This window comes from Hymenobacter daeguensis (genome assembly GCF_054780555.1).
This window is the reverse complement of sequence record NZ_BAAGWC010000006.1, coordinates 1-22,801: the sequence shown is the minus strand read 5'-3', so window position 1 is coordinate 22,801 and position 22,801 is coordinate 1. Positions and strand designations below refer to the sequence as shown.

16 protein-coding genes are annotated in these 22,801 nt (G+C 65.3%); 11 read left to right on the top strand and 5 right to left on the bottom strand.

Annotated features, from left to right (window positions below; genetic code table 11):
- Positions 1-182: 182 nt before the first annotated feature.
- The 4 genes from ACYVHT_RS09130 to ACYVHT_RS09115 all read left to right on the top strand — a co-directional run bounded on the left by ACYVHT_RS09130 (position 183) and on the right by ACYVHT_RS09115 (position 3,435).
- Entirely contained in the window at positions 183-725 is a 543-nt protein-coding gene (locus ACYVHT_RS09130) for an RNA polymerase sigma factor (protein ID WP_460550266.1), read from the top strand.
- A 4-nt stretch (positions 726-729) separates the two neighbouring features.
- Entirely contained in the window at positions 730-1,602 is an 873-nt protein-coding gene (locus tag ACYVHT_RS09125; protein WP_460550264.1) for a HEAT repeat domain-containing protein, read from the top strand.
- Between the two features lie 149 nt (positions 1,603-1,751).
- Entirely contained in the window at positions 1,752-2,519 is a 768-nt protein-coding gene (locus tag ACYVHT_RS09120) for a DUF4097 family beta strand repeat-containing protein (protein ID WP_460550262.1), read from the top strand.
- 217 nt (positions 2,520-2,736) lie between these two features.
- Complete coding sequence (locus tag ACYVHT_RS09115) at positions 2,737-3,435, top strand: DUF4097 family beta strand repeat-containing protein (protein WP_460550260.1); 699 nt, start codon at positions 2,737-2,739, stop codon at positions 3,433-3,435.
- An 80-nt stretch (positions 3,436-3,515) separates the two neighbouring features.
- Here ACYVHT_RS09115 and ACYVHT_RS09110 read toward each other — a convergent pair whose 3' ends face one another.
- Complete coding sequence (locus tag ACYVHT_RS09110) at positions 3,516-6,047, bottom strand: HYR domain-containing protein (protein WP_460550258.1); 2,532 nt, start codon at positions 6,045-6,047, stop codon at positions 3,516-3,518.
- A 312-nt stretch (positions 6,048-6,359) separates the two neighbouring features.
- Between ACYVHT_RS09110 and ACYVHT_RS09105 the strand changes: the two genes are divergently transcribed.
- The 4 genes from ACYVHT_RS09105 (at position 6,360) to ACYVHT_RS09090 (ending at position 12,680) form a co-directional block, all read left to right on the top strand.
- Positions 6,360-7,154, top strand: a complete 795-nt coding sequence (locus ACYVHT_RS09105; protein WP_460550256.1) for a HipA family kinase — start codon at positions 6,360-6,362, stop codon at positions 7,152-7,154.
- Positions 7,132-7,515 (top strand): DUF3037 domain-containing protein, encoded by a 384-nt coding sequence (locus ACYVHT_RS09100; protein ID WP_460550254.1) that lies wholly within the window; start codon positions 7,132-7,134, stop codon positions 7,513-7,515. The genes ACYVHT_RS09105 and ACYVHT_RS09100 overlap by 23 nt, the downstream gene beginning before the upstream one ends.
- A 13-nt stretch (positions 7,516-7,528) precedes the next feature.
- On the top strand, positions 7,529-9,388 hold the full coding sequence (locus ACYVHT_RS09095; RefSeq protein WP_460550252.1) for a right-handed parallel beta-helix repeat-containing protein: 1,860 nt from the start codon (positions 7,529-7,531) through the stop codon (positions 9,386-9,388).
- Positions 9,389-9,548: 160 nt separating this feature from the next.
- Positions 9,549-12,680 (top strand): PAS domain-containing protein, encoded by a 3,132-nt coding sequence (locus ACYVHT_RS09090; protein ID WP_460550250.1) that lies wholly within the window; start codon positions 9,549-9,551, stop codon positions 12,678-12,680.
- 16 nt (positions 12,681-12,696) lie between these two features.
- Here the strand turns inward: ACYVHT_RS09090 and ACYVHT_RS09085 are convergent, their stop codons facing one another.
- Positions 12,697-14,964 (bottom strand): heavy metal translocating P-type ATPase, encoded by a 2,268-nt coding sequence (locus tag ACYVHT_RS09085; RefSeq protein ID WP_460550248.1) that lies wholly within the window; start codon positions 14,962-14,964, stop codon positions 12,697-12,699.
- 314 nt (positions 14,965-15,278) lie between these two features.
- The gene (locus ACYVHT_RS09080) at positions 15,279-16,679 is read right to left on the bottom strand and encodes a chloride channel protein (RefSeq protein ID WP_460550246.1); all 1,401 of its coding nucleotides are present in this window, start codon (positions 16,677-16,679) and stop codon (positions 15,279-15,281) included.
- 144 nt (positions 16,680-16,823) lie between these two features.
- On the opposite strand from ACYVHT_RS09080, the gene ACYVHT_RS09075 reads away from it, so the two are divergent.
- The 3 genes from ACYVHT_RS09075 (at position 16,824) to ACYVHT_RS09065 (ending at position 20,028) form a co-directional block, all read left to right on the top strand.
- Positions 16,824-18,539: a mechanosensitive ion channel family protein gene (locus tag ACYVHT_RS09075; protein WP_460550244.1), complete on the top strand. Its 1,716-nt coding sequence runs from the start codon at positions 16,824-16,826 to the stop codon at positions 18,537-18,539.
- A 112-nt stretch (positions 18,540-18,651) separates the two neighbouring features.
- The gene (locus ACYVHT_RS09070) at positions 18,652-19,053 is read left to right on the top strand and encodes a hypothetical protein (protein WP_460550242.1); all 402 of its coding nucleotides are present in this window, start codon (positions 18,652-18,654) and stop codon (positions 19,051-19,053) included.
- A gap of 495 nt (positions 19,054-19,548) precedes the next feature.
- The gene (locus ACYVHT_RS09065; RefSeq protein ID WP_460550240.1) at positions 19,549-20,028 is read left to right on the top strand and encodes a DUF305 domain-containing protein; all 480 of its coding nucleotides are present in this window, start codon (positions 19,549-19,551) and stop codon (positions 20,026-20,028) included.
- A 7-nt stretch (positions 20,029-20,035) separates the two neighbouring features.
- On the opposite strand, the gene ACYVHT_RS09060 is transcribed toward ACYVHT_RS09065, so the two are convergent.
- Both ACYVHT_RS09060 and ACYVHT_RS09055 read right to left on the bottom strand, forming a co-directional pair.
- Positions 20,036-21,394 carry a DUF389 domain-containing protein gene (locus ACYVHT_RS09060; RefSeq protein ID WP_460550238.1) on the bottom strand — a complete coding sequence of 453 codons (1,359 nt, stop codon included), beginning with the start codon at positions 21,392-21,394 and terminating at the stop codon, positions 20,036-20,038.
- 9 nt (positions 21,395-21,403) lie between these two features.
- Complete coding sequence (locus tag ACYVHT_RS09055; RefSeq protein ID WP_460550236.1) at positions 21,404-21,862, bottom strand: hypothetical protein; 459 nt, start codon at positions 21,860-21,862, stop codon at positions 21,404-21,406.
- Positions 21,863-22,801: the final 939 nt, after the last annotated feature.

Here is a 22,801-nt window from a genome sequence, read left to right as displayed (position 1 = left end):
GTGAAGTTTTGATGAATCAGGGGGCAAAACTATCCGGACGCCATTACCTTAACATTTCCAGCGTATTACCGAATCTGACGGGCTGCTTTTCAGGGTTCCCGAATTTTTTTTCGAAGCGGCTGTAACGAATGACCTTTGTCCGGGTACTCCTCTCATTCCAACCCCCTACCTAAACACCTTCCGTGGAAACCACGAGCGACGAAGCACTGATGGCCGCCGTCCGGGCCGATGACCTCGACCAACTGGTGCCGCTTTTTGAGCGCTACCACGGACCCCTGTTCAATTACCTCACCCGCCTCACCAACGACCGCGAAATCAGCGAAGACCTCACCCAGACCGTGTTCGAGCGCATTCTCAAGTACCGCAGCAGCTACCAGCCCACCCAGCCCTTCCGGGCCTGGGTGTACCAGATGGCCCGCAACGTGCACGCCGACCACTGGCAGCGCCAGCAGAAGCTGCGCACCGCCGACGTGGACGAAGTGGAGCGCACCGGCGGCCTGCGCGGCGCGGCCTTCTCCCACATGCAGGCCAGCGGCAGCCACGACGACCTGCACGAAGCCCTCAGCCTGCTCTCGGTGCCGCAGCGCGAAATCCTGGTGCTGAACCGCTTCCAGGGCTTCGGCTACGAGGAAATCGGCAAGCTGCTGGGCTGCACCGCCGAGGCCGCCCGCGTAAAAGCCCACCGGGCCCTGCAGGCGCTTCGCAAAATCTATTTCGCCAATTAACGATATGAAAACGCCCGAACCATCTGCCTGCCACGAGCTGGAAGCCCTGCTGCCGGCCTACGTCGAGCGCAGCCTGCCGGCCGCCGAGGCCGCGCGCGTGGCCGCCCACCTGCCCCAGTGCCCCAGCTGCCAGCTGCAGGTAACCCAGCTCCGCGCCCTCTCCGACGACCTGGACGCCGAGCTGCCCGAAATCCCCCGCACGGCCCTGCGTGCCAACTTCATGGCCATGCTGGAGCAGCAAAAGCAGCTGCTGAACGCCGAGGCCGCCGCCGTGGCGCCGGTTGCTGCCCCGGCTCAGCCTGAAGCCCGGCCCGAAGCCAAAGTCGTGTCGATGTGGCCCGCGGCCGCGGCCAGCAGCTGGCTGCGCGTGGCCGCCAGCATCGTGCTGATTGCCTCGGGCGTGTTTCTGGGCCGCAACCTGCACTGGGGCAGCGCCGACAGCGGCACCCTGGCCGCCACCAGCCCCGAAAAACCGGGCCGCGTCGAGCTGGCCAAGGCCCTGACCGGCCGCAACGGCCAGTCCGTTTCGGCCAGCGACCGGATTCAGCTGGTGACCAATTCCACCAAAGCGCCGGAGGCCGACGACAACACGGTGCAGGTGCTGCTCAATACCCTCAACTTCGACCCCAACCCCAACGTGCGGCTGGCCGCCTGCGAAGCCCTCTACCGCCTGCGCGATGCCCCCGGCGTGCGCGAAGGCCTGGCCAACTCGCTGCCCATTCAAACCGACCCCAACGTGCAGATTGCGCTGATTGACATGGTGGTATCGCTGCGCGTGCACCGCGCCGTGCCGCAGCTGCAGCGCCTTGCCAAAAAGCCCGATGCCCTGCCCGTGGTGCGGGCCCAGGCCGAGGCCGGCATCGGCAAACTGATTTAAGCACTTTCTCTGGTCTGGCGTAGGGCGTGGGGCTTGTTCCCGCCCGCCGCCGGCACGATTCAGCCGCAGCCCATGCAACGACGGGCGGGGACAAGCCCCGCGCCCTACGGCCGGCTGCCTTTCTTCTCTGATTAATATCCTCCAATCCCATGCATAAAATCTTCTTATTCGCCTTTGCGGGCCTGCTGCTGACCCACGCCAGCCACGCCCAGGAATTCAAAACCAAACTCAGCAGCAAAGACCCCAGAATCGTCGTCGATATGCAGGGCAGCGACGTGGTGGTGGAAGGCATCGACGGCAACGAGCTGGTGATAAAGGGCGACGGCTTCGAGGAGCCGCCCAAGCGGGCCGAGGGCCTGCGCCCTATCTACAACTCGGCCGTGGACAACACCAAAATGGGCCTTTCGGTGACGCAGGACGGCAACACGGTCCGCATCACGCGGGCCTCGCGCAAGGATGCCAGCTACATCATTCGGGTGCCGCGCGCGGCGGCGGTGCAGTACAAGCAGGCCGGCTGGAGCGGCAGCGGCGACCTGCAGGTGCGCGACGTGAGCGGTGACCTGGAAGTGAGCATGACCAGTGGCGACATCAGCCTGAAAAACGTGGCCGGCCCCGTGGTGGCCAATACCGTGAGCGGCGACATTCTGGTGCGGTTTGCGCCCATGCGCCAGGGCCCCAGCTCCATCTCGACGGTGAGCGGCGACGTGGACGTGAGCATGCCCGCCAGCACCAAAGCTACCCTGAAGCTGCGCTCGGTGTCGGGCGAAATCTACACCGACTTCGACCTGAGCCTGAAAAGCCAGGACAACATGCGGCACATCGGCGGGCAGGTGGTGGATGGCAACATCAACGGCGGCGGCAACGCCGTGTCGCTCAAGACGGTGAGCGGCGATATCTACGTTCGCAAGGCAAAATAGCGCGTCCGATTCAGGCCGTCGTGCCGGGCGCAGTCGAAGCAGCTCTGCCGCAGTGGCAAGCCATTCGCTGCAACGAATGGATGCTGAAAAACCCGCTGCTTGGGTTGGTGAGTGACTAATAAGCAGCGAAGCGGTGGCGCTGCTTCGGCTGCGCTCAGCACGACGGCCTTTTTCGGTTGGAATTAACCGTTAATCATTAACCCCTAACCCCTGAAAGATGCGCCGGTTCTTTATTCTCCTGTTGCTGGTGTGCGCCGCCGCTGGCCGCCAGCCGGCTTCGGCCCAGAAAATCATCGAAAAAACCGCCCGCCTGGCTGCCGGCCAGCGCGTGTTTCTCAACCTGAAGCAGGCCAGCAACATCCGCATCCGGCCCGGGGCCGCCGGCGAGCTGACGCTTAAAGCCACCGTCAGCATCAACTCCAACCGCCTGAACGATGCCCTGCAACTAGCCCTCGACCCCACCGCCGACGAGCTGCGGGTAACCGCCGATTTCGATAAGGAGCTGCTGAAGCAGGCCCGCTCCGGCGACTGCCCCAACTCCACCGGCGACCACAACATGTGGTTCGGCCAGCAGGTGTGCGACGACATCGGCTATGAAATCACGCTGCCCGCCGACGTGGCCCTGCGCGTGTTCAGCTACAGCGGCAACATCGACATTGTGGGCCTCAGCGGCACCATCGAGGCCAAGTCGCTGAGCGGCTTCGTGGACGTGGCGTGGCCGTCCGGCCAGGGGGCCGAGGTGGCGCTCAAAACCGTTACCGGCGAGGTCTATACCGACCAGGACATTGCCTTCAGCACCACCCAGCGCAAGAACCCCGTGGTGGGCTACCAGCTGCACGGCACCCTCAGCGGCAGCGGCCCGCTGCTCAAGCTGGAGTCCATCAGCAACGACGTGTATTTCCGCAAGCGTAAGTAGCGGGCTGGGGCTGAGCCAATAAAAAAAGCCCGACCAAAACTGGTCGGGCTTTTTTTCGTGAATGCAGGGCGGCGAAGCGCCTATTTCTCCACAACCAGCCGGGTGGTTTCGGTGGCCGTGTTTGTGATGAGGCGGCACTGATACACGCCAGCGGGCAGCGGCTGGCTGTCCAGCGCCACGGTGCGCACCTCGCCGGTCTTGGCGGCGCCCTCAAACACGGTGCTTACCAGCTGGCCCATCTGGTTGTAGATGCGTACCTGCGCCTGGCCGTCCATCGGCATCCGGAACGAGACGGTGGTGAGTGCGGAAGAGGGATTGGGGTAGATGCTCAGCTCCGTGGAGGCTGCGCCTGCCATCTTGCTCCAGGCGCTCGGCGGGCAGGCCCCCAGCACATCGCCGGGGTGGCCGGTGAGGTGGGCGTCCACGGCATTGGGCGAGATGCAGATTTCGTGGCCGTTGTGGCACACCGTCACCTTGTCGTTTTTGTTGCCGCAGCGGGCCTCAATCACGGTCAGGGTCACGCTGGCGGTGGCCGCGCAGCCGTACTCATTCGTCACCAGCACCGAGTAGGTGTAGGTGCCGGCCGCCGTGGGCGTGAATACGGGGTCGGCAATGCTGGCATTGCTCAGGCCAGCGGCCGGGCTCCAGGCATAGCTCACGCCACCCGAGGCCGTGAGCGTGGCCGACTGCGCACCGTAGCCCAGCACCAGCGTGTTGGGGCCCACGCCGGTGTACACGGCGCTCGATTTGGTGACCGTGATGCCCGGCGAAGGATTGCCGCCCAGCACCGTCACCGTGGCCGGGCCCGTGGCGGAGTTGCCGTTGGCATCGGTCACGGTCAGCAGCACGGCATTGGCTCCGGAATTGGCGCAGGTGAAGGTGGAAGGACTTACGCTCAGGCTGGCCACGCCGCAGGCATCGCTGCTGCCGTTATCGACCTGGGCGGCGGTGATGCTGGCCGTGCCGCCCGCCAGCGTCACGGTCACGTCCTGGGTGAGCACCGTGGGAGGGGTCAGGTCGCTCACCGTCACTGCAAAGCTGCAGGAGCTGCTGTTGCCCGCGTCATCGGTCACGGTATAGGCCACCGTGGTGATGCCCACCGGAAACAGGGCACCGCTGGGCAGGCCGGCCGTCAGCGCAGTGCTCACGTTGCGGCAGCTATGCGTGCCCACCGGGGCGGTGTAGGTCACTATTGCGCCGCACGTTCCGGCATCGCTGGCCACGCTCATGCTGGCCGGGCAGCTGATTTGGGGCATTTCCAGCGGCGGCTCGGTCACGGTGGCCTGGGTGGTGGCGCGGCAGTTGTTGGCATCGGTCACGGTCACGGAGTAGGTGCCGGCGGCCAGGCCGGTGGGGTCTTGCCCGGCCGAGGTGTAGCCGCCCGGCCCGGTCCAGGCGTAGGAGAGGGGCGCGGTGCCGCCGGTCACGGTCAGGTCGATGCTGCCGTTACGCTTGCCGTTGCAGTTCACGTTGGTCACGGCCGTGCTCAGCTGCGTATTGCACAGAATCACATTGATGGTGACGGACGTAATGGCCTGCACCCCAACCTGGTCCTGCGCCGCAAAGCTGACGACGTGCGGGCCTACGGCTCCGGCCGTGGGCGTCCAGGCAAAGGTGCTTTGCACCGGGTTGGCCGGGGTCGGAATGCCAAACGTGGAGCCCGGAGGCAGGCCGCTGCCGCTGAGGCTCACCACGTCGCCGGCATTGGGGTCGAAAGCCTTCACAATGAAGGAGACGGGGTTGCCCACCACCACCTGCCGGGTGCTGGCATTGGCCGGCGTGAAGCCCGTGCTGTAGTCAAACACCGGACTGGCCGACGGCCCCACAATGCGAATGAGGAAATCGACCATGATGGTGGTCGAGCCATCGGAAACCTTCACAATGGCGTTGTAGAAATTCCCCACCGCCTTGCCCACCGTCGAGAAAGTGGCCGTGCCCGTGGGCGTAATCACCAGCCCCGGCGCATTGACGAACGGCACCGGGAAATCGGCCGGCGTAGCGAGCGAAAACGTGAGGGGCTGCGTATCGGAGGCGGGCACCGTGAAGGTGGCCGCCGGTTGGTTCACGGCCAGGTTCACCACGGCGGGCAGGTTCGATACCGGCGAGTTGTTCATGGAGCCCGTGCGCACATTGGTTTGCACGTACCAGGGCTGGTCGGCGTTGTTTTGCAGCGGCGGGCTCAGCCGGTTGCTGCCCGTAAAAAAGGCCGTGAACGTGCTGATGGTGGCGTAGGTGTGGGTGATTTCGACTTCGCCGGAAAAGGAGTTTTCGGCCAGGTTCACCGAGGTAACCACCAGGTTGATGGGTGCGAAAGCCCCGTCCCCGAAATCCAGATTGCCGGGGTTTTCGGTGCCGCCCACAACGGGTGGCACCGGCCAGGGATAGTCTTCGCGGTAAGACTGCGTGACCTTAAACTTGATGGTGCGGCCCGTGGGGTCGGTGGGCACGGTTTGCCACGTCAGGCTGCCGTAGCGGTAGTGCGTGGCCCGGGCCGGGAGTGCCAGCGCCAGCACGCAACAGAGCAGAAAGAAACGCACGGCTGCCCGAAGCAGCCCGGTTTCCCGAAACGATGGACGCCCGCAGGCTCCAAGGATGAATACCTTGTTTTCCATGTGTTTGGTTGTGGTTAAAGTGGGAATTCGGATGGGTCTGTCACCACGGCAAACCCTATTCAAATGTAATTAAATTTATTAAATAAAATATTTGATAATTAATATTTATAGACCCTCTAAATAAGCTCCGCCGAAGCTGCGCTGCGGGCAGCACCGGTACTGCTTTTTTCGGAGCCAAGGGGGGGCAAACCGGGGCGGCACTGGCACCGGCACCCGGCCGGGCGGCCGGTGCCAGTACCGGCAAGCCGGCATTGTGCGCAACTGCCGGCTATGTCCGTCCTTTGCGCTTTCCATTCCTCTTGCTCCACTTTTATGCCGGCAACTGCTGCCCCCGACCTCCGCACCGTGGTGCTCACGCGCTACGTGACGCCGCTCCGCGAAGGCGGCTCCCTGCCCGGCCTGATGGAGGCCGACGACGGCTTTCTCTACGTGGTGAAGTTCCGGGGCGCGGGCCAGGGCGTGAAGGCGCTGATTGCCGAGCTCATTGTGGGCGAAATAGCCCGTGTGCTGGGCCTGCGCGTGCCCGAGCTCGTGTTTTGCGAGCTCGACGAAAGCTTCGGCCGCACCGAGCCCGACGAGGAAATCCAGGACCTGCTGCAGGGCAGCACCGGCCGCAACCTGGCCCTGCACTACCTCTCCGGCGCCATCACCTACGATGCGCTGGTGACCACCGTGGCGCCGCGCCTGGCTTCCCAGATTGTGTGGCTCGATGCGCTGACGCTGAACGTGGACCGCACCGCCCGCAACACCAACATGCTGATGTGGCACAAAGAGCTGTGGCTGATTGACCACGGCGCGGCCCTCTACGTGCACCACGCCGGCCCCGAGTGGGCCGCCCCGCGCCCGCGCCCGTTTCCGCAGATAAAAACCCACGTGCTGCTGCCGCAGGCCAGCGAGCTGGCCGAAGTGGATGCCGAGTACCGGGCCCGCCTCACGCCCGACGTCCTCCGCGCCATTGTGGCGCTGGTGCCCGACGAGTGGCTGACCAACGGCGACCAGCCGGCTGAAGCCCAGCGTGCCGACTACGTGCGCTTCCTCGAAGCCCGCCTCGCCGCCTCAGAAACCTTTGTTCAGGAAGCCCAGGATGCCCGCCATGCACTTATTTGAGTACGCCGTGCTGCGCGTGGTGCCCCGCGTGGAGCGCGAAGAATTTCTGAACGTGGGCGTTATCGTGTACTGCCGCGCGCTGGGCTTTCTCGAAACGCGCTTCGTGCTGCCCGAGGCCCGGCTGCTGGCCGTGGCCCCCGATTTGGATTTGGAGGAAATTGCCGCCCGCCTGCAGGCGTTCGAGCGCATTTGCCGGGGCCGCGCCACGGGGGGCGTCATCGGCCAGCTGGCCGTGGCCGAGCGGTTTCGCTGGCTCACGGCCACGCGCAGCACGGTGGTGCAGTGCTCGGCGGTGCACCCCGGCCGCTGCACCGATGCGGGCGCGGCGCTCACCCGGCTGTTTGGCCAGCTGGTGCTTTAAGGGGAGGCAGAACATGATGGTACGCTTCACGGTCAGGCTGCTGCTGTCAGGCTGCTGGCTGTTGATGCCTGGGGGCACGGCCCACGGGCAGGCCGTGCTCCGCAAAGACCTGAAGAAAGATTTCGGCGCCGCTGGCGACGGCAAAACCAACGACCAGGCCGCTTTTCAGCGGGCGGCGGCGTTTTTCAACCAGCGGGCCGCCACCCCGGCCGGGGCCGGCCCGGCCGAGCTGCGCATTCCGAAGGGCGTGTACCTGGTGGGCCGGCAGGACAGCACTGGCAAAGGAGGCAATGTGCTGCTGCTCAACAATTGCCGCAATCTGAAAGTGCTGGGCGACGACAGCGCCACCACCGAAATCCGCTACGCAGCCGGCCTGCGCTATGGGGCCTTCGACCCCGCCACCCGCCTGCCCTACGAGGCCCCCACCGCCTACTTCGTGGACCGCAGCTACGCCGCGACGGTCGAGACCTGCATTGCCCTGCTGGGCTGCGAAAACGTGGAGGTTGCGGGGCTTAACCTCAACGGCAACAGCCCGCACCTGCTGGTGGGCGGGCACTGGGGCGATACCGGCATTCAGCTGGGGTTCGATGGGGTTTTTATCACCGGCTCGCGCCGGATTCGGCTGCGTGGGCTGGCCATTCACCACTTCGGGCGCGATGGGATGCAGGTGCTCAACGGCCGGGCCAAAAGCCTCGACGACCCCAGCCGCGACGACATCGTGCTCGAAAACTCGACCTGCGACTACAACGGCCGCCAGGGCTTGTCGCTCACGGGCGTGAACGGCTTTCGGGCCACGAACTGCAGCTTCAGCCACACCGGCCGGGTGCCGGTGGCGGCCACCGGCAAGCCCCTGTTCTCGAACCCCGGCGCGGGCATCGACCTGGAGCCGCAGGATAATTTCGTGACCAACGTGCGCCTCGACAACTGTCGCTTCGTGGACAATGCCGGCCAGGGCATCGTGTCGGACCGGCCGGGCAACGACCGGCCCGCCACCGTGGGCCATGTGGTGGCCACGGGCTGCCTGCTGTGGGGCACCAGCAACTGGTCGGCCTGGGTGACGCAGCCGGGCTTTCTGTTTCGAAATTGCCGCATCTACGGCGCGTTTATTCATGGCTGCCAGGCCAGTACGCCTGCCGAAGCCACGCGTTTCGTGGGCTGCACGTTCGAAGACCGGCCCTACCGGGGGCAGCCGGCCTACGGCCCGGCCACGCTGTATTCCGACTCCGTTGCCCGCCGCATGAGCTTCAGCAGGTGCCGGTTTGTGGGCACGCGCAGCTACCTCGTGCAGGCCCGGCCGGCGGCGCGGGACACCGCCGACTGGTTCCATTTCCGGAGTTGCACCTTCCTGCTCGATTATGCCCGGCCGCCGCTGGGGGCGGCCAACACGCTGGCGGGCGCGGTGCTCAGCGGCACCACCGTGGTGCGCGATGGCCAGCCCCTCGCCAGCCGGCCCCCCACCGATTTTGTGCTCGGCAGCGCGGCGGCCGGCCTGCGGGTGGCGGGCCGGCTGGAGCTGCTGGCCCCGGCGTGCCGCCACGCGGTGCCGGGCGGGCTGGTCATTGGCGGAGCAGCGGGCCGGGGCGTGGCCGCGCAGGTGGTGGTGGGGGCCGACAATGCCCTGGCCATTGCCGAAGCGCCCGCCGAAAAAGCGGCGCTCTACATTGGGCCGCACGCCCGCCTGGTGATAAAAAAAGGGGGCGCGCTGGAGCTGCTGTCCAACGCCCGTATCGTGGTTGCCGGCCAGCTGGTGGTGGAAGACGGCGCTTATTTTTTCCGCCATCCGCAGGCCCGGGTGCGCCTGGTGGGGCCGGGCCGGCTGCGCGTAGCCCGGCAGGCCATCAAAGCCAAACACCCGACGCTACATTCTTCGTAGTGTAGTGCTGATGTAGCCGCCGCCGCGGCTTGTATCCCCCGACTTCCTTCTACCTTTAGCACGGCTGCCGGCCTACCTGCCCGGTAGCGACGGCCTGCCCCGAAAAGTTCGTTGGATTATTGCTGAGGTTATTGGTTAACAATCTGATGCCCGCGTTGCGATGCCTGTCTTTCCGCCACTTCCGCCCGATGCTGGCGCCGTGCCACCGGCGGCCGGCGCGGGTGCGCCGCACGAGGAAGCGCTGGCCGCCGCCACCGCCCGCATAGCCGACCTGGAGCGCCAGCTGGCCGCCGCTCAGGCGCAGGCCCGGCGCAGCCAGCAGCAGCTGGCCACGCTCGCCGACAACCTGCCCATGGGCCTGCTGCTGGTGAGCGCCACCGGCCAGCCGCAGCTCATGAATGCGCAGTTCCGCGAGCTGTTTGGCCTGCCCGACGAGCCGGACGGGGAAGCCGCCCCGCTGAGAATAGACCACTGCTTTCGCGACCCCGCGTCTTTTGCCGCCCGGGCGTGGTCGCTGCACGAGCAGGGCCAGAGCGTGCTGCAGGAAGAGTTTGCGCTGGCCGATGGCCGCGTGGTTGCCCTCGACTACCTGGTGATAGCCGGCGAGCCGGCGAGCCGCCTTATTTGCTACCGCGACGTGACCGCGCACCACCGCCGCGCCGCGCAGCAGCGCACCATTTCCTTTATTCCGCAGCAGAACCCCAACCCCGTGCTGCGCCTCGATGCCGCCGGGCGGGTGGTGCACGCCAACCCCGCCGCCGAGCCCCTGGCCCACTCGCTGGCCGCCGCCGCCCCCGCCGCGTGGCAGCAGCACCTGGCGGAGCTGGCCGATGCGGCCCTGCACACCGCCCGGCAGCACCAGCAGGAGCTGGCCATTGCGGGCCAGCACTTTCTGTGCACGGCCGTGGCCCTGCCCGGCGAAGCCCTGGTGACGCTATACCTCACCGACATTACGGCCTGGCGGCGGGCCGAGCGGCAGCTCACCGAGCAGCGCATGTTCTACGAAACCATTCTGGAGCAGGTGCCCATTGCCCTGGCAGTGGTCGATGCCGACTACCGCTACCTGTACGCCAACCCGGCTGTGGAGCCCAACCCCGAAGTGCGCGCCTGGCTGATGGGCAAAACCAACGAAGAGGCCTGTGCCTTCCGGCAGATACCTCCGGCCATTGCGGCAATACGGCGGCGCGGCTTCGAAACGGCCGTGCGCGAGCGGCGGGAAGTGAACTGGGAAGAACGGTCCTACAACGGCCCCGAGGAGAAGCTGCTGCTGCGCCAGCTGCGGCCCATTTTCGGCCCCGACGGGGAATTGCGCTTCCTGATTGGGTCAGGCATTGACATTACGGACCGCCGGCAGGCGGAGAAGGAGATGGCCCGCCAGCGGGAGTTCTACGAGTCGATTCTCAACTACCTGCCGGTGGATATTGCCGTATTCGATGCCGACCACCGCCACCTGTTCATCAACCCGTCCTCGATTGCCGACCCCGCCCTGCGCCAGCAGGTTATTGGCCTGACCAATGCCGAATACTTCGCGCTGCGGCAGCGGCCGGCTGTGCTGGGGGCCCAGCGCGAGCAGTATTTCCGGCAGGCCGTACACACGCGCACCGACGTGTCGTGGGAAGAAACCCTGCCCGGCCCCGAGGGCCCCAAGCGCGTGCTGCGCACCCTGCGGGCCGTGTTTGCCGCCGATGACACCCTGCGCCTGGTGGTGGGCTCGGGCATCGACATCACGGCCCGCTACGCCGCCGAGGAGCGCCAGCGCCAGAGCGAGGCGCTGCTGCGCGAGCAGCAGGACTTTATCCGCCTGATTGTGGACACCCTGCCCAATATCCTGTACGTGATAAACCAGCAGGGGCAGGTGGCTTTTCAGAACGCGGCCTTCGATGCCCTGGCCGCCCGGAGCGTGCATCGGCAGCCCGCGCAGCACCAGCCCGCGCCGGTGCAGGCGGAGGTGGCCCAGCTGGTGGCCTGGCGCCAGCAGGTGATGAACACCCGCCAGCCGCTGGATGCCGATTTGCCCCTGACCATGAGCTCGGGCGAAACCTGCTACCTGCACCTGCACTTCCGGCTCCTGAACCGCGCCAACGGCGAGCGCGAGGTGTTGGTGGTGGGCACCGACATCACCGACCTCAAGCGCGCCCAGCAGGCTGCCGATGCCAATGCCCAGGCCAAGGAAGCCTTCCTGGCCCGCATGAGCCACGAAATCCGGACGCCGCTCAACGGGGTGCTGGGCATGGCGCTGCTGCTGCAAAAAACGGTGCTCAGCCCGGCCCAGCAGGAGTACCTGGCCACCATGCAGCGCGCCGGCCAGCATCTGCTCACCTTGGTGAATGACGTACTGGACCTGGCCAAAATCACCTCTCATCACCTCGAGCTCGACCATGCGCCCTTCGATGTGGCCGTGCTGCTGCACAGTGCCAGCCAAACCATGGCCGCCCTGGCCAGCCAGAAGGGCATCGGCCTGGAAGTGGAAGTGCCGCTGCTGCCGCTGCCCCGCGTGCTGGGCGATGCGTACCGCCTGCACCAGGTGCTGCTGAACCTGCTCTCCAACGCCCTCAAATTCACCGAGGCCGGCAGCGTTCGGGTGGGCGCCACCCGGCTGGGCACGGCCGCCGGGGCCGTCAGCCTGCGCTTCTGGGTGCAGGATACCGGCCTGGGCATTGCCCCCGAGCAGCAGGAGCACATCTTCGAGCTCTTTGCTCAGGCCAGCTCCGATACCAGCCGGCACTTTGGCGGCACGGGCCTGGGCCTGGCCATCAGCGAGCAGCTGGTGCAGCAGATGGGCGGCGTGCTGCGCCTGTGCAGCCAGCCCGGCGCGGGCACCACTTTCTCCTTTGCCCTGGCCCTGCCGGTGGCGGCCGATGCGCCGCCCGCCAGCCCGCCACCGGGCACCGCCAGCTACGAAGCCCTGCGGGGCCTGCGCGTGCTGCTGGCCGAAGACAACCCGGTGAACCAATGGATTGCCCGCTCGCTGCTCGAATACTGGGGGGTGCAGGTGCAGGCCGTGGGCACCGGCACCGAGGCGCTGGCCCTGCTCACCGCCCACGACTTCGACGCGGCTCTGCTCGACATCCGGATGCCGGGCCTGAGTGGGGTCGAAGTCACGCAGGCCATTCGCCGGCATCCTGCTGCCCGCCGGGCGCAGGTGCCCATCATTGCCCTCACCGCCAATGCCTTCGAAACCGACCGCCAGCACTACCTGGCCGCCGGCATGAACGGCTGCGTCACCAAGCCGTTCGAAGAAGCCGACCTCTGCCAGCTGCTGCTCCAGCTCACGCGCCCCGAAGTCGGCTGAGTAAGCTGGTCTTGTTTTATTGATTGTTGAAGGCGCGCAGCCGCAGCGAGTTGGTGAGCACCGACACCGAGCTCAGGGCCATGGCCCCGGCCGCCAGCATGGGCGAGAGCAGAATGCCGAAAAACGGGTACAGCAGCCCGGCCGCCACGGGAATGCCCAGCGAGTTGTAGAGAAAGGCGAAAAACAGGTTTTGCCGAATGATTTGCATGGTGCGGCGCGACAGCGCAATGGCCGTCACCACCCCGTGCAGGTCGGAGCGCATGAGCGTGATGCCGGCCGCTTCCATTGCCACGTCGGTGCCCGCGCCAATGGCCAGGCCGACATCGGCCCGCGCCAGCGCCGGCGCATCGTTGATGCCGTCGCCCACCATGGCCACGGTGCGGCCCTCGGCCTGCAGCTCCTGCACTTTGCCGGCCTTGTCCTGGGGCAGCACGTTGGCAAAGTAGCGCCCGATGCCCACCTGCCCGGCCACCTGGGCGGCCGTCTCGGCGTTGTCGCCGGTCATCATCACCACTTCAATGCCCAGGGCCTGCAACTTTTTGATGGCCGCCGCCGAGGTGTCGCGCACGGTGTCGGCCACGCCCAGCAGGCCCACGGCCTGGCCGTCCACGGCCACGTAGAGCACGGTTTTGGCCTGGCGCAGCAGCCCGTCGGCCCGGGCGGTGAGGGCCGGCGGCAGGGGCACGTTCTCGTCGGCCAGCAGGCGGCGGTTGCCAATCAGCACGGCCTGGCCGCGCACGGTGGCGGCGGCACCTTTGCCGGCTATGGCCCGGAAGTTGGTGGCCGTCAGGGCGGCTGCGCCCTGCGCCTCGGCGTGGCGCACCACGGCTTCGGCCAGCGGATGCTCGCTCTGCCGCTCCACGGCGGCTACCATGGGCAGCAGCTGCCGGGCCGGCTGGTCGGGCAGCGTCCAGAGGTCTGTCACGGCGGGTTCGCCCCGGGTAATGGTGCCGGTTTTATCGAGCAGCACGGTGTTTACCTGATAAGCCTTTTCCAGGGCTTCGGCGTTGCGAATCAGCACGCCGTGCTCCGCGCCCTTGCCCGTGCCCACCATAATGGCCGTGGGCGTGGCCAGCCCCAGCGCGCAGGGGCAGGCAATGATGAGCACGGCCACGAAGTTGACCAGCGCCAGCGGCAGCCGCGTTCCGGCCGGGCCCAAAACCAGCCACAGCCCGAAGGTCAGCACGGCAATAACGACCACCGCGGGCACGAACACGGCGCTCACCTTGTCGGCCAGCCGCTGAATGGGGGCGCGGCTGCCCTGGGCATCTTCCACCAGCTTCACCATCTGAGCAAGCACGGTGTCGGCTCCTACTTTGGTCACGCGGAAGCGAAAGGAGCCCGTTTTGTTGAGCGTGGCCCCGAACACCGGGTCGCCCACCGTCTTCGGCACCAGCAGGCTCTCGCCCGTGAGCATGGCCTCATCCAGGGCCGAGCTGCCGGCCGTGATGAGGCCGTCGGTGGCCACTTTCTCGCCGGGGCGCACCACCACCACGTCGCCCGGCTGCACCTGCCCGATGGGCACATCCACCTCCGCGCCATCGGGCTGCACCACGCGGGCGGTTTTGGCCTGCAGCCCCAGCAGGCTGCGCATGGCCGCCGAGGTTTGCGCCTTGGCGCGCATTTCCAGCACCTTGCCCAGCAGTATCAGGGCAATGATGGTGGCCGTGGTATCGTAGTACACGGCGGGCGCAAGGCCCCGGCTGCTGAAAAAGCCCGGTGCCACCGTAGCCGCCAGGCTGTAGCCAAAGGCCGCGCCGGTGCCCACGGCAACGAGCGTGTCCATGTTGGCCGTCCGGTGCCGGATGCCGTTCCAGGCCGAGGCGTAAAACTCGCGCCCGCTGTAGAGCAGAACCGGCAGCGTGAGCAGCAGCAGGCCATAGTTGAGCGCCGGTTCGCTCACGCGCATCATCAGGGCCGGCCACAGCATGAGCATGCTTAGGGCCATGATGACGGCCGCCAGGCCCGCCGCCACTCCGAAGCGGCGCTTGAGCTGCCGGTAGGCCAGCGCCTTCTGGCGGTCGGTTTCGGCGCTGCGCTCGGCGGCGCTGGTAGCGGGCTGGCGCGCTGCCACCCCGTAGCCGGCATCGATGACGGCCTGTCTGAGCGTGGCCGGCGACGCCTGCGCGGGCACGTAGCTCACGGTGGCTTGCTCGGTGGCGAAGTTGACCAGCGCCCGCTGCACGCCCGGCGTGCGGCTGAGCGATTTTTCGACGAACGCCGCGCACGAGGCGCAGGTCATTCCTTCGATGGCGAGGGTTTCGGTTCGGGTGGCGGGTTCCATGGCGAGGGGCGTAAGGGCGGCGCGTGGGCTTGGCGGCCAGCCGGCCGCTGCTCATCACCACCACTGCAAAGGAACGGCTGCCGAATGGCTGGGCTGGTACTAAATACCGCCGCAGACTTGCATAATTTGACCGTTTTGCCCGCCCGTAAGCGCATGTCCCAGAGCTTGCCGCCCGCCGCCCGGGAACAGGCCCCACCAACCCGAGAAGTGCCTCAAATCAATACGATTTGCCGTTGACCTGCACGCGCAGCACCACCTGGAGCGGTTTCGGAGTCGCGCTACTGCCTGCGCTGCTCCTTGACCCCGAATCCGCTCTAAGGCGTGACTTCGGCCGGGCGGGTGGTAGGCTTGGGCGCCGGCTGGTCCAGGGCTTCGCGCAGAAAGCTCACTTTCAGGTGCTCGTAGAGCGAGTGCGGGTCGAGGAGCGAGGCCACGGCCTGGGCCATGAGGCCGCTGAGCAGCAGCTGGAAAATGGCCGAGTGCCGGTCCGTCATTTCCAGCACCAGAATGGCCGCCGTGAACGGCGAGCGCACCACGCCCGTCAGAAAGCTCACCATGCTCACCAGAATCAGCAGGTTGCGGTCCTCCAGGGGCACCGCGCCGAGCCGGCACAGGCCGTCGCCCAGAATGGCCCCGGCGCTGAGCGAGGTGGCAAACACGCCGCCCGCCCCGCCGCCGCTGTAGCTCAGGGCCATGCCCGCGAAGCGCGCCGGAAACAGGTACCAGGGCGTCTGGCCGTCATTCTCAAACAGCAGGCGGTTGATGATGGGCTTGCCCGTGCCCACGCCTTCCTGGCCCACCAGGTAGGCCAGCCCGGCCATCAGCAGGCCGCAGCCCAGCACCCAGCCCGCCTGCGGGCCGAAGCCGGCGAAGCGCTTGCGGTAGCTGCCCAGCCACAGCAGAGTCTTGGCAAACACCGCCCCGGCCAGGCCGCACACCACCGCCACCAGCGCCACCGTGGCCAGAATCCAGCCCACGTGGGCCGTCACCTTCGGAAAGCCCAGGTACAAGTACGGCCCCAGAAAGGCCTGCGCCGTGAGCCCGGCAATGATGACGGCCGAAAACACGGCCATCCGAAAGCGGGCCATGTGCATCTGGGTCAGCTCCTCCACCACGAACACAATGCCGCCCAGCGGGGTGTTGAAGGCCGCCGCCAGCCCGGCCGCGCCGCCCGTCACCAGGGCAATCTGGCGCGAGAGCTGCGGCCAGCCGGCCGGCTGCAGGCGGTTGATGGCCCGGAAAATGGCCGCCGAAATCTGGATGGTCGGCCCCTCGCGACCAATCACGCCGCCGCCCAGCAGCAGGGCCACGCTGCTTAATACTTTCACAATGGCCACGCGCAGGCTCAGCAGGTAGCCCGTGCGTCCGTGCTGGCTGGGGGTGGAAAGCTCGATGCCCGCCATCACCTGCGGAATGCCGCTGCCCCGCGCGGCCGGCGCAAACTGCTGCACCAGCACCCACGACACGAAAAACGCCAGCGGCGTGAGCCCGAACGCCAGCAGCGGCTGGTGGCGCAGCCAGACAAAGCTCAGCTGCTCGGCCCAGGCAAACAGCCGCTCGTAGCCCACCGCCACCCCGCCCACCACCACCGACGCAAACCAGAACGGAAAGCTCTGCAGAATTAGCCGGCGCACCCGGTCGGTGTAGAGGCGGCGGAGCAGCCGGTGGTCGAACCAGGCGAGGAGGCGGGTGTAGCGGGACGGGGAATCAGGCATTCAGGAGGGTTTAGGGGAACGGGCCAGTGGTCCGTATTTTTACGCAAGGTCGGGACTTTTACGTGGGGATTGGGTGAAAAGCGTCTACCTTGTTGGGCTCATCCCTACGCCGGAACCGTGCCGGCGGGCCTGTTTGCCTTGGTCATGCGTCATTTTATTTTCCATTGGCTGGCGCTGCTGGCCGTGCTGGCGGGTGGCCCGGCGGCGGCCCAAATTCCGGCTAAAATTTCTACCGATTCGGCCCGCGCCGCGGCCCTGCTCCGGCGCGCCGATTCGCTGCGGCTCACCCAGGCCCGGCAGCACATCGACGCGCTGCGGCCCACCACCAAGGGCTTCCCCGTGGTGCTGCGGCAGGACACGCTGTTCCGCATCTACACCAAGCTGGGGCCGTTTTCACCCCGTGAGCGGGCCGCCCTCATCGCCGAGAAAGTACAGCGCCTCGAAGCCAACGTCAACTTCCGGCCCGACTCGCTGCGCCTCTACCCAGCCGAGCAAACCATCGACCTGATGTACGGCGAGCTGGTGGTGCAGAGCGTGTCGGAAACCGATGCACTGTGGGCCGGCCAGCCCCGCGACGCGCTGGCCCGGCAGTACCGGGCGCGCATCGTGCAGGCCGTGGCCCGCTACCGCGAGGCGCACCGCTTCGGCAACGTGCTCAAGGAAATCGGGCTGGTGCTCCTGGTGCTGGTGGCGTTCTACTTCGTGGTGCGGCTCATGAACCGGCTTTTCGGCTGGGTGCGCCACAAGCTGCTCACCAAGGAAACCACCTGGTTTCGGGCCGTGCGCCTGAACAACTACGAGCTGTTCACGCCCCGCCGGGGGCTGGAGGCGGCGCTGCTGCTGCTCACGGTGCTGCGCTGGGTGGTCATTTTCCTGGTTATCTCGCTGGTGCTGCCGCTGCTGTTCAGCATCTTCCCCGGCACGCAGGGCGTGGCCGATACGCTGCTGGGCTACGTGCTGACGCCGCTGCGGAAAATCGGGCTGGCGCTCTGGGATTTCCTGCCCAACCTGATAACCATTGTGGTCATTGTCACGGTGTTTCGCTACGTGCTGCGGGGCGTGCATTTTCTGAAGGAGGAAATCCGGCTGGGCCGGCTCACCATCGACGGCTTCTATCCCGACTGGGCCAATCCCACCTACCAGATTGTGCGGGTGCTGGTGTTTGCCTTCCTGCTGGTGGTGATTTTTCCGTATTTGCCGGGCTCCGAGTCGCCGGTGTTCAAGGGCGTGTCGGTGTTTCTGGGGTTTCTGTTCACGTTTGGCTCGGCGGGGTCGCTGTCCAACATCGTGGCCGGGCTGGTGCTCACCTACATGCGGGCCTACAAGCTCGGCGACCGGGTGAAAATCGGGGACGTGACGGGCGACATCATCGAGAAAAACCTGCTCGTGACGCGCATCCGCACCATCAAAAACGAGGAAATCACCATCCCGAACTCCTCCATCATGAGCTCCTACACCACCAACTTCAGCAGCGCCGCGCCCACGCTGGGCCTCGTGCTGCACACCACCGTCACCATCGGCTACGACGTGCCCTGGGCGCAGGTGCACCGGCTGCTCATCGCGGCGGCCACGCAGGCTGAGGGCGTGCTGGCCGAGCCCGCGCCCTTCGTGCTCCAAACCAGCCTCGACGATTTCTACGTGAGCTACCAGCTCAACGCCTACACCCGCGAGGCCAGCCGCCAGGCCCTGATTTACTCGCGCATCCACCAGCACATCCAGGACCAGTTCAACGCGGCGGGGGTCGAAATCATGTCGCCCCACTACCGCGCCGCCCGCGACGGCAACCAGACCACCATTCCCGCCGATTACCTGCCCAAGGACTACGCGGCGCCAAAGTTTCGGGTGGAGGGGAAGGAGTAGGAGATTGTGGTTGCTGGTGTCTAGATTGCCGCTAATAGAGGGTAGATAATGTGCGAAAGTTATTAATGCTTAGTCGATGATTTTCAGAAAATTATGCTCAACTAATTTTGCTATGGCATCCATCCGATATTTTGTGTTACTCTTTTCTGGATTTGCCTTTTTTGTTTCTTGCACACCAGCAGCGAAATATAAAAGAGACCTGCTTTCTGACGACAAGACTAAGATTGACGAAGCCTGTTATGAGTTAGGCGAAGCAAAAGACACGTCAGCAATTAAACTCTTGTTGACAAAAGCGCTAGACCCAAGAATATCTCACAACCTTAGGTTTTATGGTATGACTGTAAACTACTGCAGGCTCGGAGCTTTAAAAAAGATATCTGGAATTGACAACGGGCAAAAAATTGACCGATTCTGGCCTGATACCGCCGCGACGCTTTTTTATTTAAATTGGGCTGTCGAAAACGGCTATTTGAAGGACACGGGTGAAGTGAATATTTATTACTACAAGGAATAATAGATAACTGCGCGCCATATAGGTACGATAAAATATAGGATAAGATGACGGGAATCTAATTTGCTTTACAACAGAAAGCCGATAGACGTCAACCAACTACCCAAAAAAGCCTCCGCACCCGCCGAGGCTTTTTTGTTGCTACCGCCACTTGCGGGGCGCCCGATTCGGGAGCGGCTGCGGGGGCGGGTTATCGACAGCGGGCCGGGTAGCTACTCACCCGCTTTTCCCGCTGCATGCTCGAATTTCACCACGCCTTCGAGCTCCTGTCCTGGAAGCTCACCGGCTGGGTGTAGCAGTATGCCGCTGATGTCGTGGCTGTCAGGCTAGTTCGTCGGCTTCCCAGCGCAGGTGCTGCGCTTCGGTGGCCGTGGCCTGGCCCGCCCAGCCCATCGGGCCACAGGCGCGAGGCGGTCAACCTTGGTCGCCCCGCTGCGCGTATGCCGCAAGGGGCCGCCCAACCGATTCGGGGCCGCAAAACCTTTTTCCTGACCAGCTATGATGAATTCCAACGCGCCCATGCCGCCGCACCCTTACCGCGGCTTCGCCCTGATGCTGGCAATTTCGTTCGTAGTGATGTACACGGTGATGTTTCTGAACGTGGACCAGCCCGACCACATCTACCTCAGCCTTACGCGCACCTACATGAGCCTGCTCATGGTGGCGGCCATGGCCCTGGTGATGCTGGGTCTGATGCGCCACATGTACCCCAACCAGCGCCTGAATCGGTTGATTGCCGGCGGCAGCGTCGTGGTATTTGCCCTCACGCTCACGCTGCTGCGCACCCAAACGCCGGTAGGCGACGTGCAGTACATGAAAGCCATGATTCCGCACCACTCGTCGGCCATCATGGTCAGCCGCTCGGCCACCCTGCAGGACCCGGAGGTGAAAAAGCTTTCGGAAGGCATCATCCGGTCGCAGGAGCGCGAAATTGCCGAGATGAAAGCCGCCATCGCCCGGCTGGAAAGCCAGCACTAGCGGCCGCTTATTGGGTGGCCTCTACGAGCAGGCGCACGGCCTGGCGCGTGCCGGCGCGGGCGCGCAGCCACTGGGACAGGCGCTGCACTTCGGCGGCGGGCAGGGGCCGGGCGGTCCGCACCGATACTACCACCGTAGTGTCGGCCCGCAGCGAGTCGGCGGCGGGATGTGCCAGCTGGCTCAGGGCCAGCTGCCGCACCGTTGGGTGCTCGGCCTGCACCTCACGCAGCAGGGCCTCGGGGGCGGGCAGGCCGGTGGGGCTGGCTTGCTGCGTCAGAAGCTGCTGCAGCTGGGCCAGGCGGGCATCGTAGCCGGCCAGGGTTTGCTCGTTGCGGCTGCGCAGGTCTTCGAGCAGGCTGCTGCGCAGGGCGTGGGCATCGGCCGAGTCCAACTGGGCCAGGCCCTGCCGCACCGTGAGCCGGGCGCGACTCAAATGATACTCGGGCAGGCGGCCCCGCACGGCCCGCAGCTGCGCGGGCGTGAGCACCCGGCCCGTGAGCAGCACGTTGATGGCCCGCTGGTCGTACTCGATGCGCCGCGTTACCACGTATGCGCCGGGCAGGTTCAGCTCCTCGTCCACGAAGCGCTGGGCGTTGTGCTCGAACGTGGTGCGGCGCACGATGCGGGCCCCCAGCCACACGCTGGGCACGGCCGTGAGCAGGGCCACCAGCCAGAATAAAATCTTGGCCCGCCGCGCCTGCCGCGGGTTTTCAAACTCGTGGTGCGGCAGCGGCAGAATGCGCGCCACCAGAAACATTGCCAGGCTGATGAAGGCCGCGTTGATGCAGAACAGGTAGAGCGCCCCGGCCGTGAAGGCCCAATGCGCCGTGGCCAGGCCGTAGCCGGCCGTGCACAGCGGCGGCATCAGGGCCGTGGCAATGGATACGCCCGGCACCACGTTGCTCACCTCGCGCCGGGTGAAGCCGATGGCCCCGGCCGCCCCGCCAAACAAGGCAATGGCCACATCCCAGGTGGTAGGCGTGGTGCGGGCCAGCAGCTCCGAGCCGGCATCGGTGAGGGGCGTGAGCCGGAAATACAGCGCCGATACCAGCAGGCTGAGTCCGGCCGCGATGCCCAGATTTTTCAGGCCCCGCCGCACCAGGTCGAGGTTGGAGGTCGCAGCCCCAAACCCTACGCCCACAATGGGCCCCATGAGCGGCGAGATGAGCATGGCCCCGATGATGACAGCCGTCGAATTGACGTTCAACCCCACCGAAGCCACCAGAATAGCGAAGAACAGCACCCACAGGTTGGTGCCTTTGAAGGCAATGCCCGCCTCCACATCGGCCACAATTTCGGCCGGGTCGGCCATGTCGTGGGCCAAATCGAAGCGGGCGCGCAGCCAGCGGAGCAGGGGTAAATCCATCGGCAGCGGCTAGCGGAGCGGAGCATCGGGCGCAGCGGCCCCCGTGTCGGAAAGGTTCTGGCCTGATTGCAGCGAAGCCGCGGCCTCCTCCAGGCTCTCGAAAACCGTTACGCTGACGTAGTGGCCCAGCTCGCGCAGCACGTCCTCGGTGTGCAGCCGGCGCACCGGGCTGGGATTGGGCAGCACGGCATACCGAATGGTGGGCGGCGGCGGCGGCACCGTACCGGGCAGCCACTCGGTCAGCAGCCACTCGCGGTCAGGGGGTTCGAAGGCGGCGGGCATGGCCCGGTGGTCGGCCAGGATGCCGGTCAGGCCGTGGCGGGCCAGCAGATTGGCAGCGTGCACGTAGAGGGCGCGCAGCTCGGGACTGGTCATGGGCTCGCCCGAAAAATGCAGGTATATGAAGGCATCGGGCACGAACAGGACCGAGCCGACGGCGTTGGAAAAATAAAGGCGGGTGGGAAGCACAGGCAATAAAAAAAGAAAAGGCGACGGCAGCAGGGCAGGCAGCTTACTTGCCACCTGGTTTCAGCCAGCTCAACAATGGCTTTAACGTAAGTCCCTGCACAACGGCCGAAACCAGCCCTACGGCAAATAGAGGCAGCCTGGATATACCGCACGGAGGCAGGCCGTAGCCTGCTTCGGGCCTGGCCGCAACACCCGGCAAGGCGTCGCCCGATGAATGGCGTAAATGCGCCTGGCCACGAGAGCTGCCGGCCGCCATCCGGCAGGTGCCATGCCAGCGCCTCGGCCGAATCGTTTTGGCGCGGCTTCAACGCCGGGCCACCCAATGGGGGCGCTTCGCTGGCCTGGTCAACGCACGGCTTGCAATAAGCTGCTGCCTCGCCTGTTGTAAGGCCGGACGATGCCGCCCCAATTATTTCAACAGCCACTTTCAGACTACTTCAGTTAACCAGCATGCCCTGCCAGGGCCCGCGCAAGGTCCGGATAATGGGCGGCTTTGGTAGAAATCAACACAAAAAAGCCCCAAATCATACGATTTGAGGCTTTTTGAATGAGTTTGAAAATCAAACGGTGGAGATGCAGGGACTTTATCCTGTCTTCTTAGTTGGATTTGGATAGTAAATAAAATGCCTTCAAATGATGCGTATAATGACCTTTTGTGAAAGCTTGTCTGAGTAAATCTAGGTGATATCTGATTTAATCAACTTTTTTGTCCCCTCATTGTCCCCTGTTCAAGGGACAATACTTAGTTTTGATATCTCGTCTTATATCACAAACTATGGCCACCGTCCCGTTTTTGTTAAAGGAACCTAAAGCAATAAAACCAACCCCCATTTTTGCTTTCTTGAGCTTCGATGGTAAAAGGGCTAGGAGTTGTTAACAGTCACGCAACCAGAGAACGGTTGCGGCGAGGTGAATAAAGGCCAAAAAATGGGCATCCAA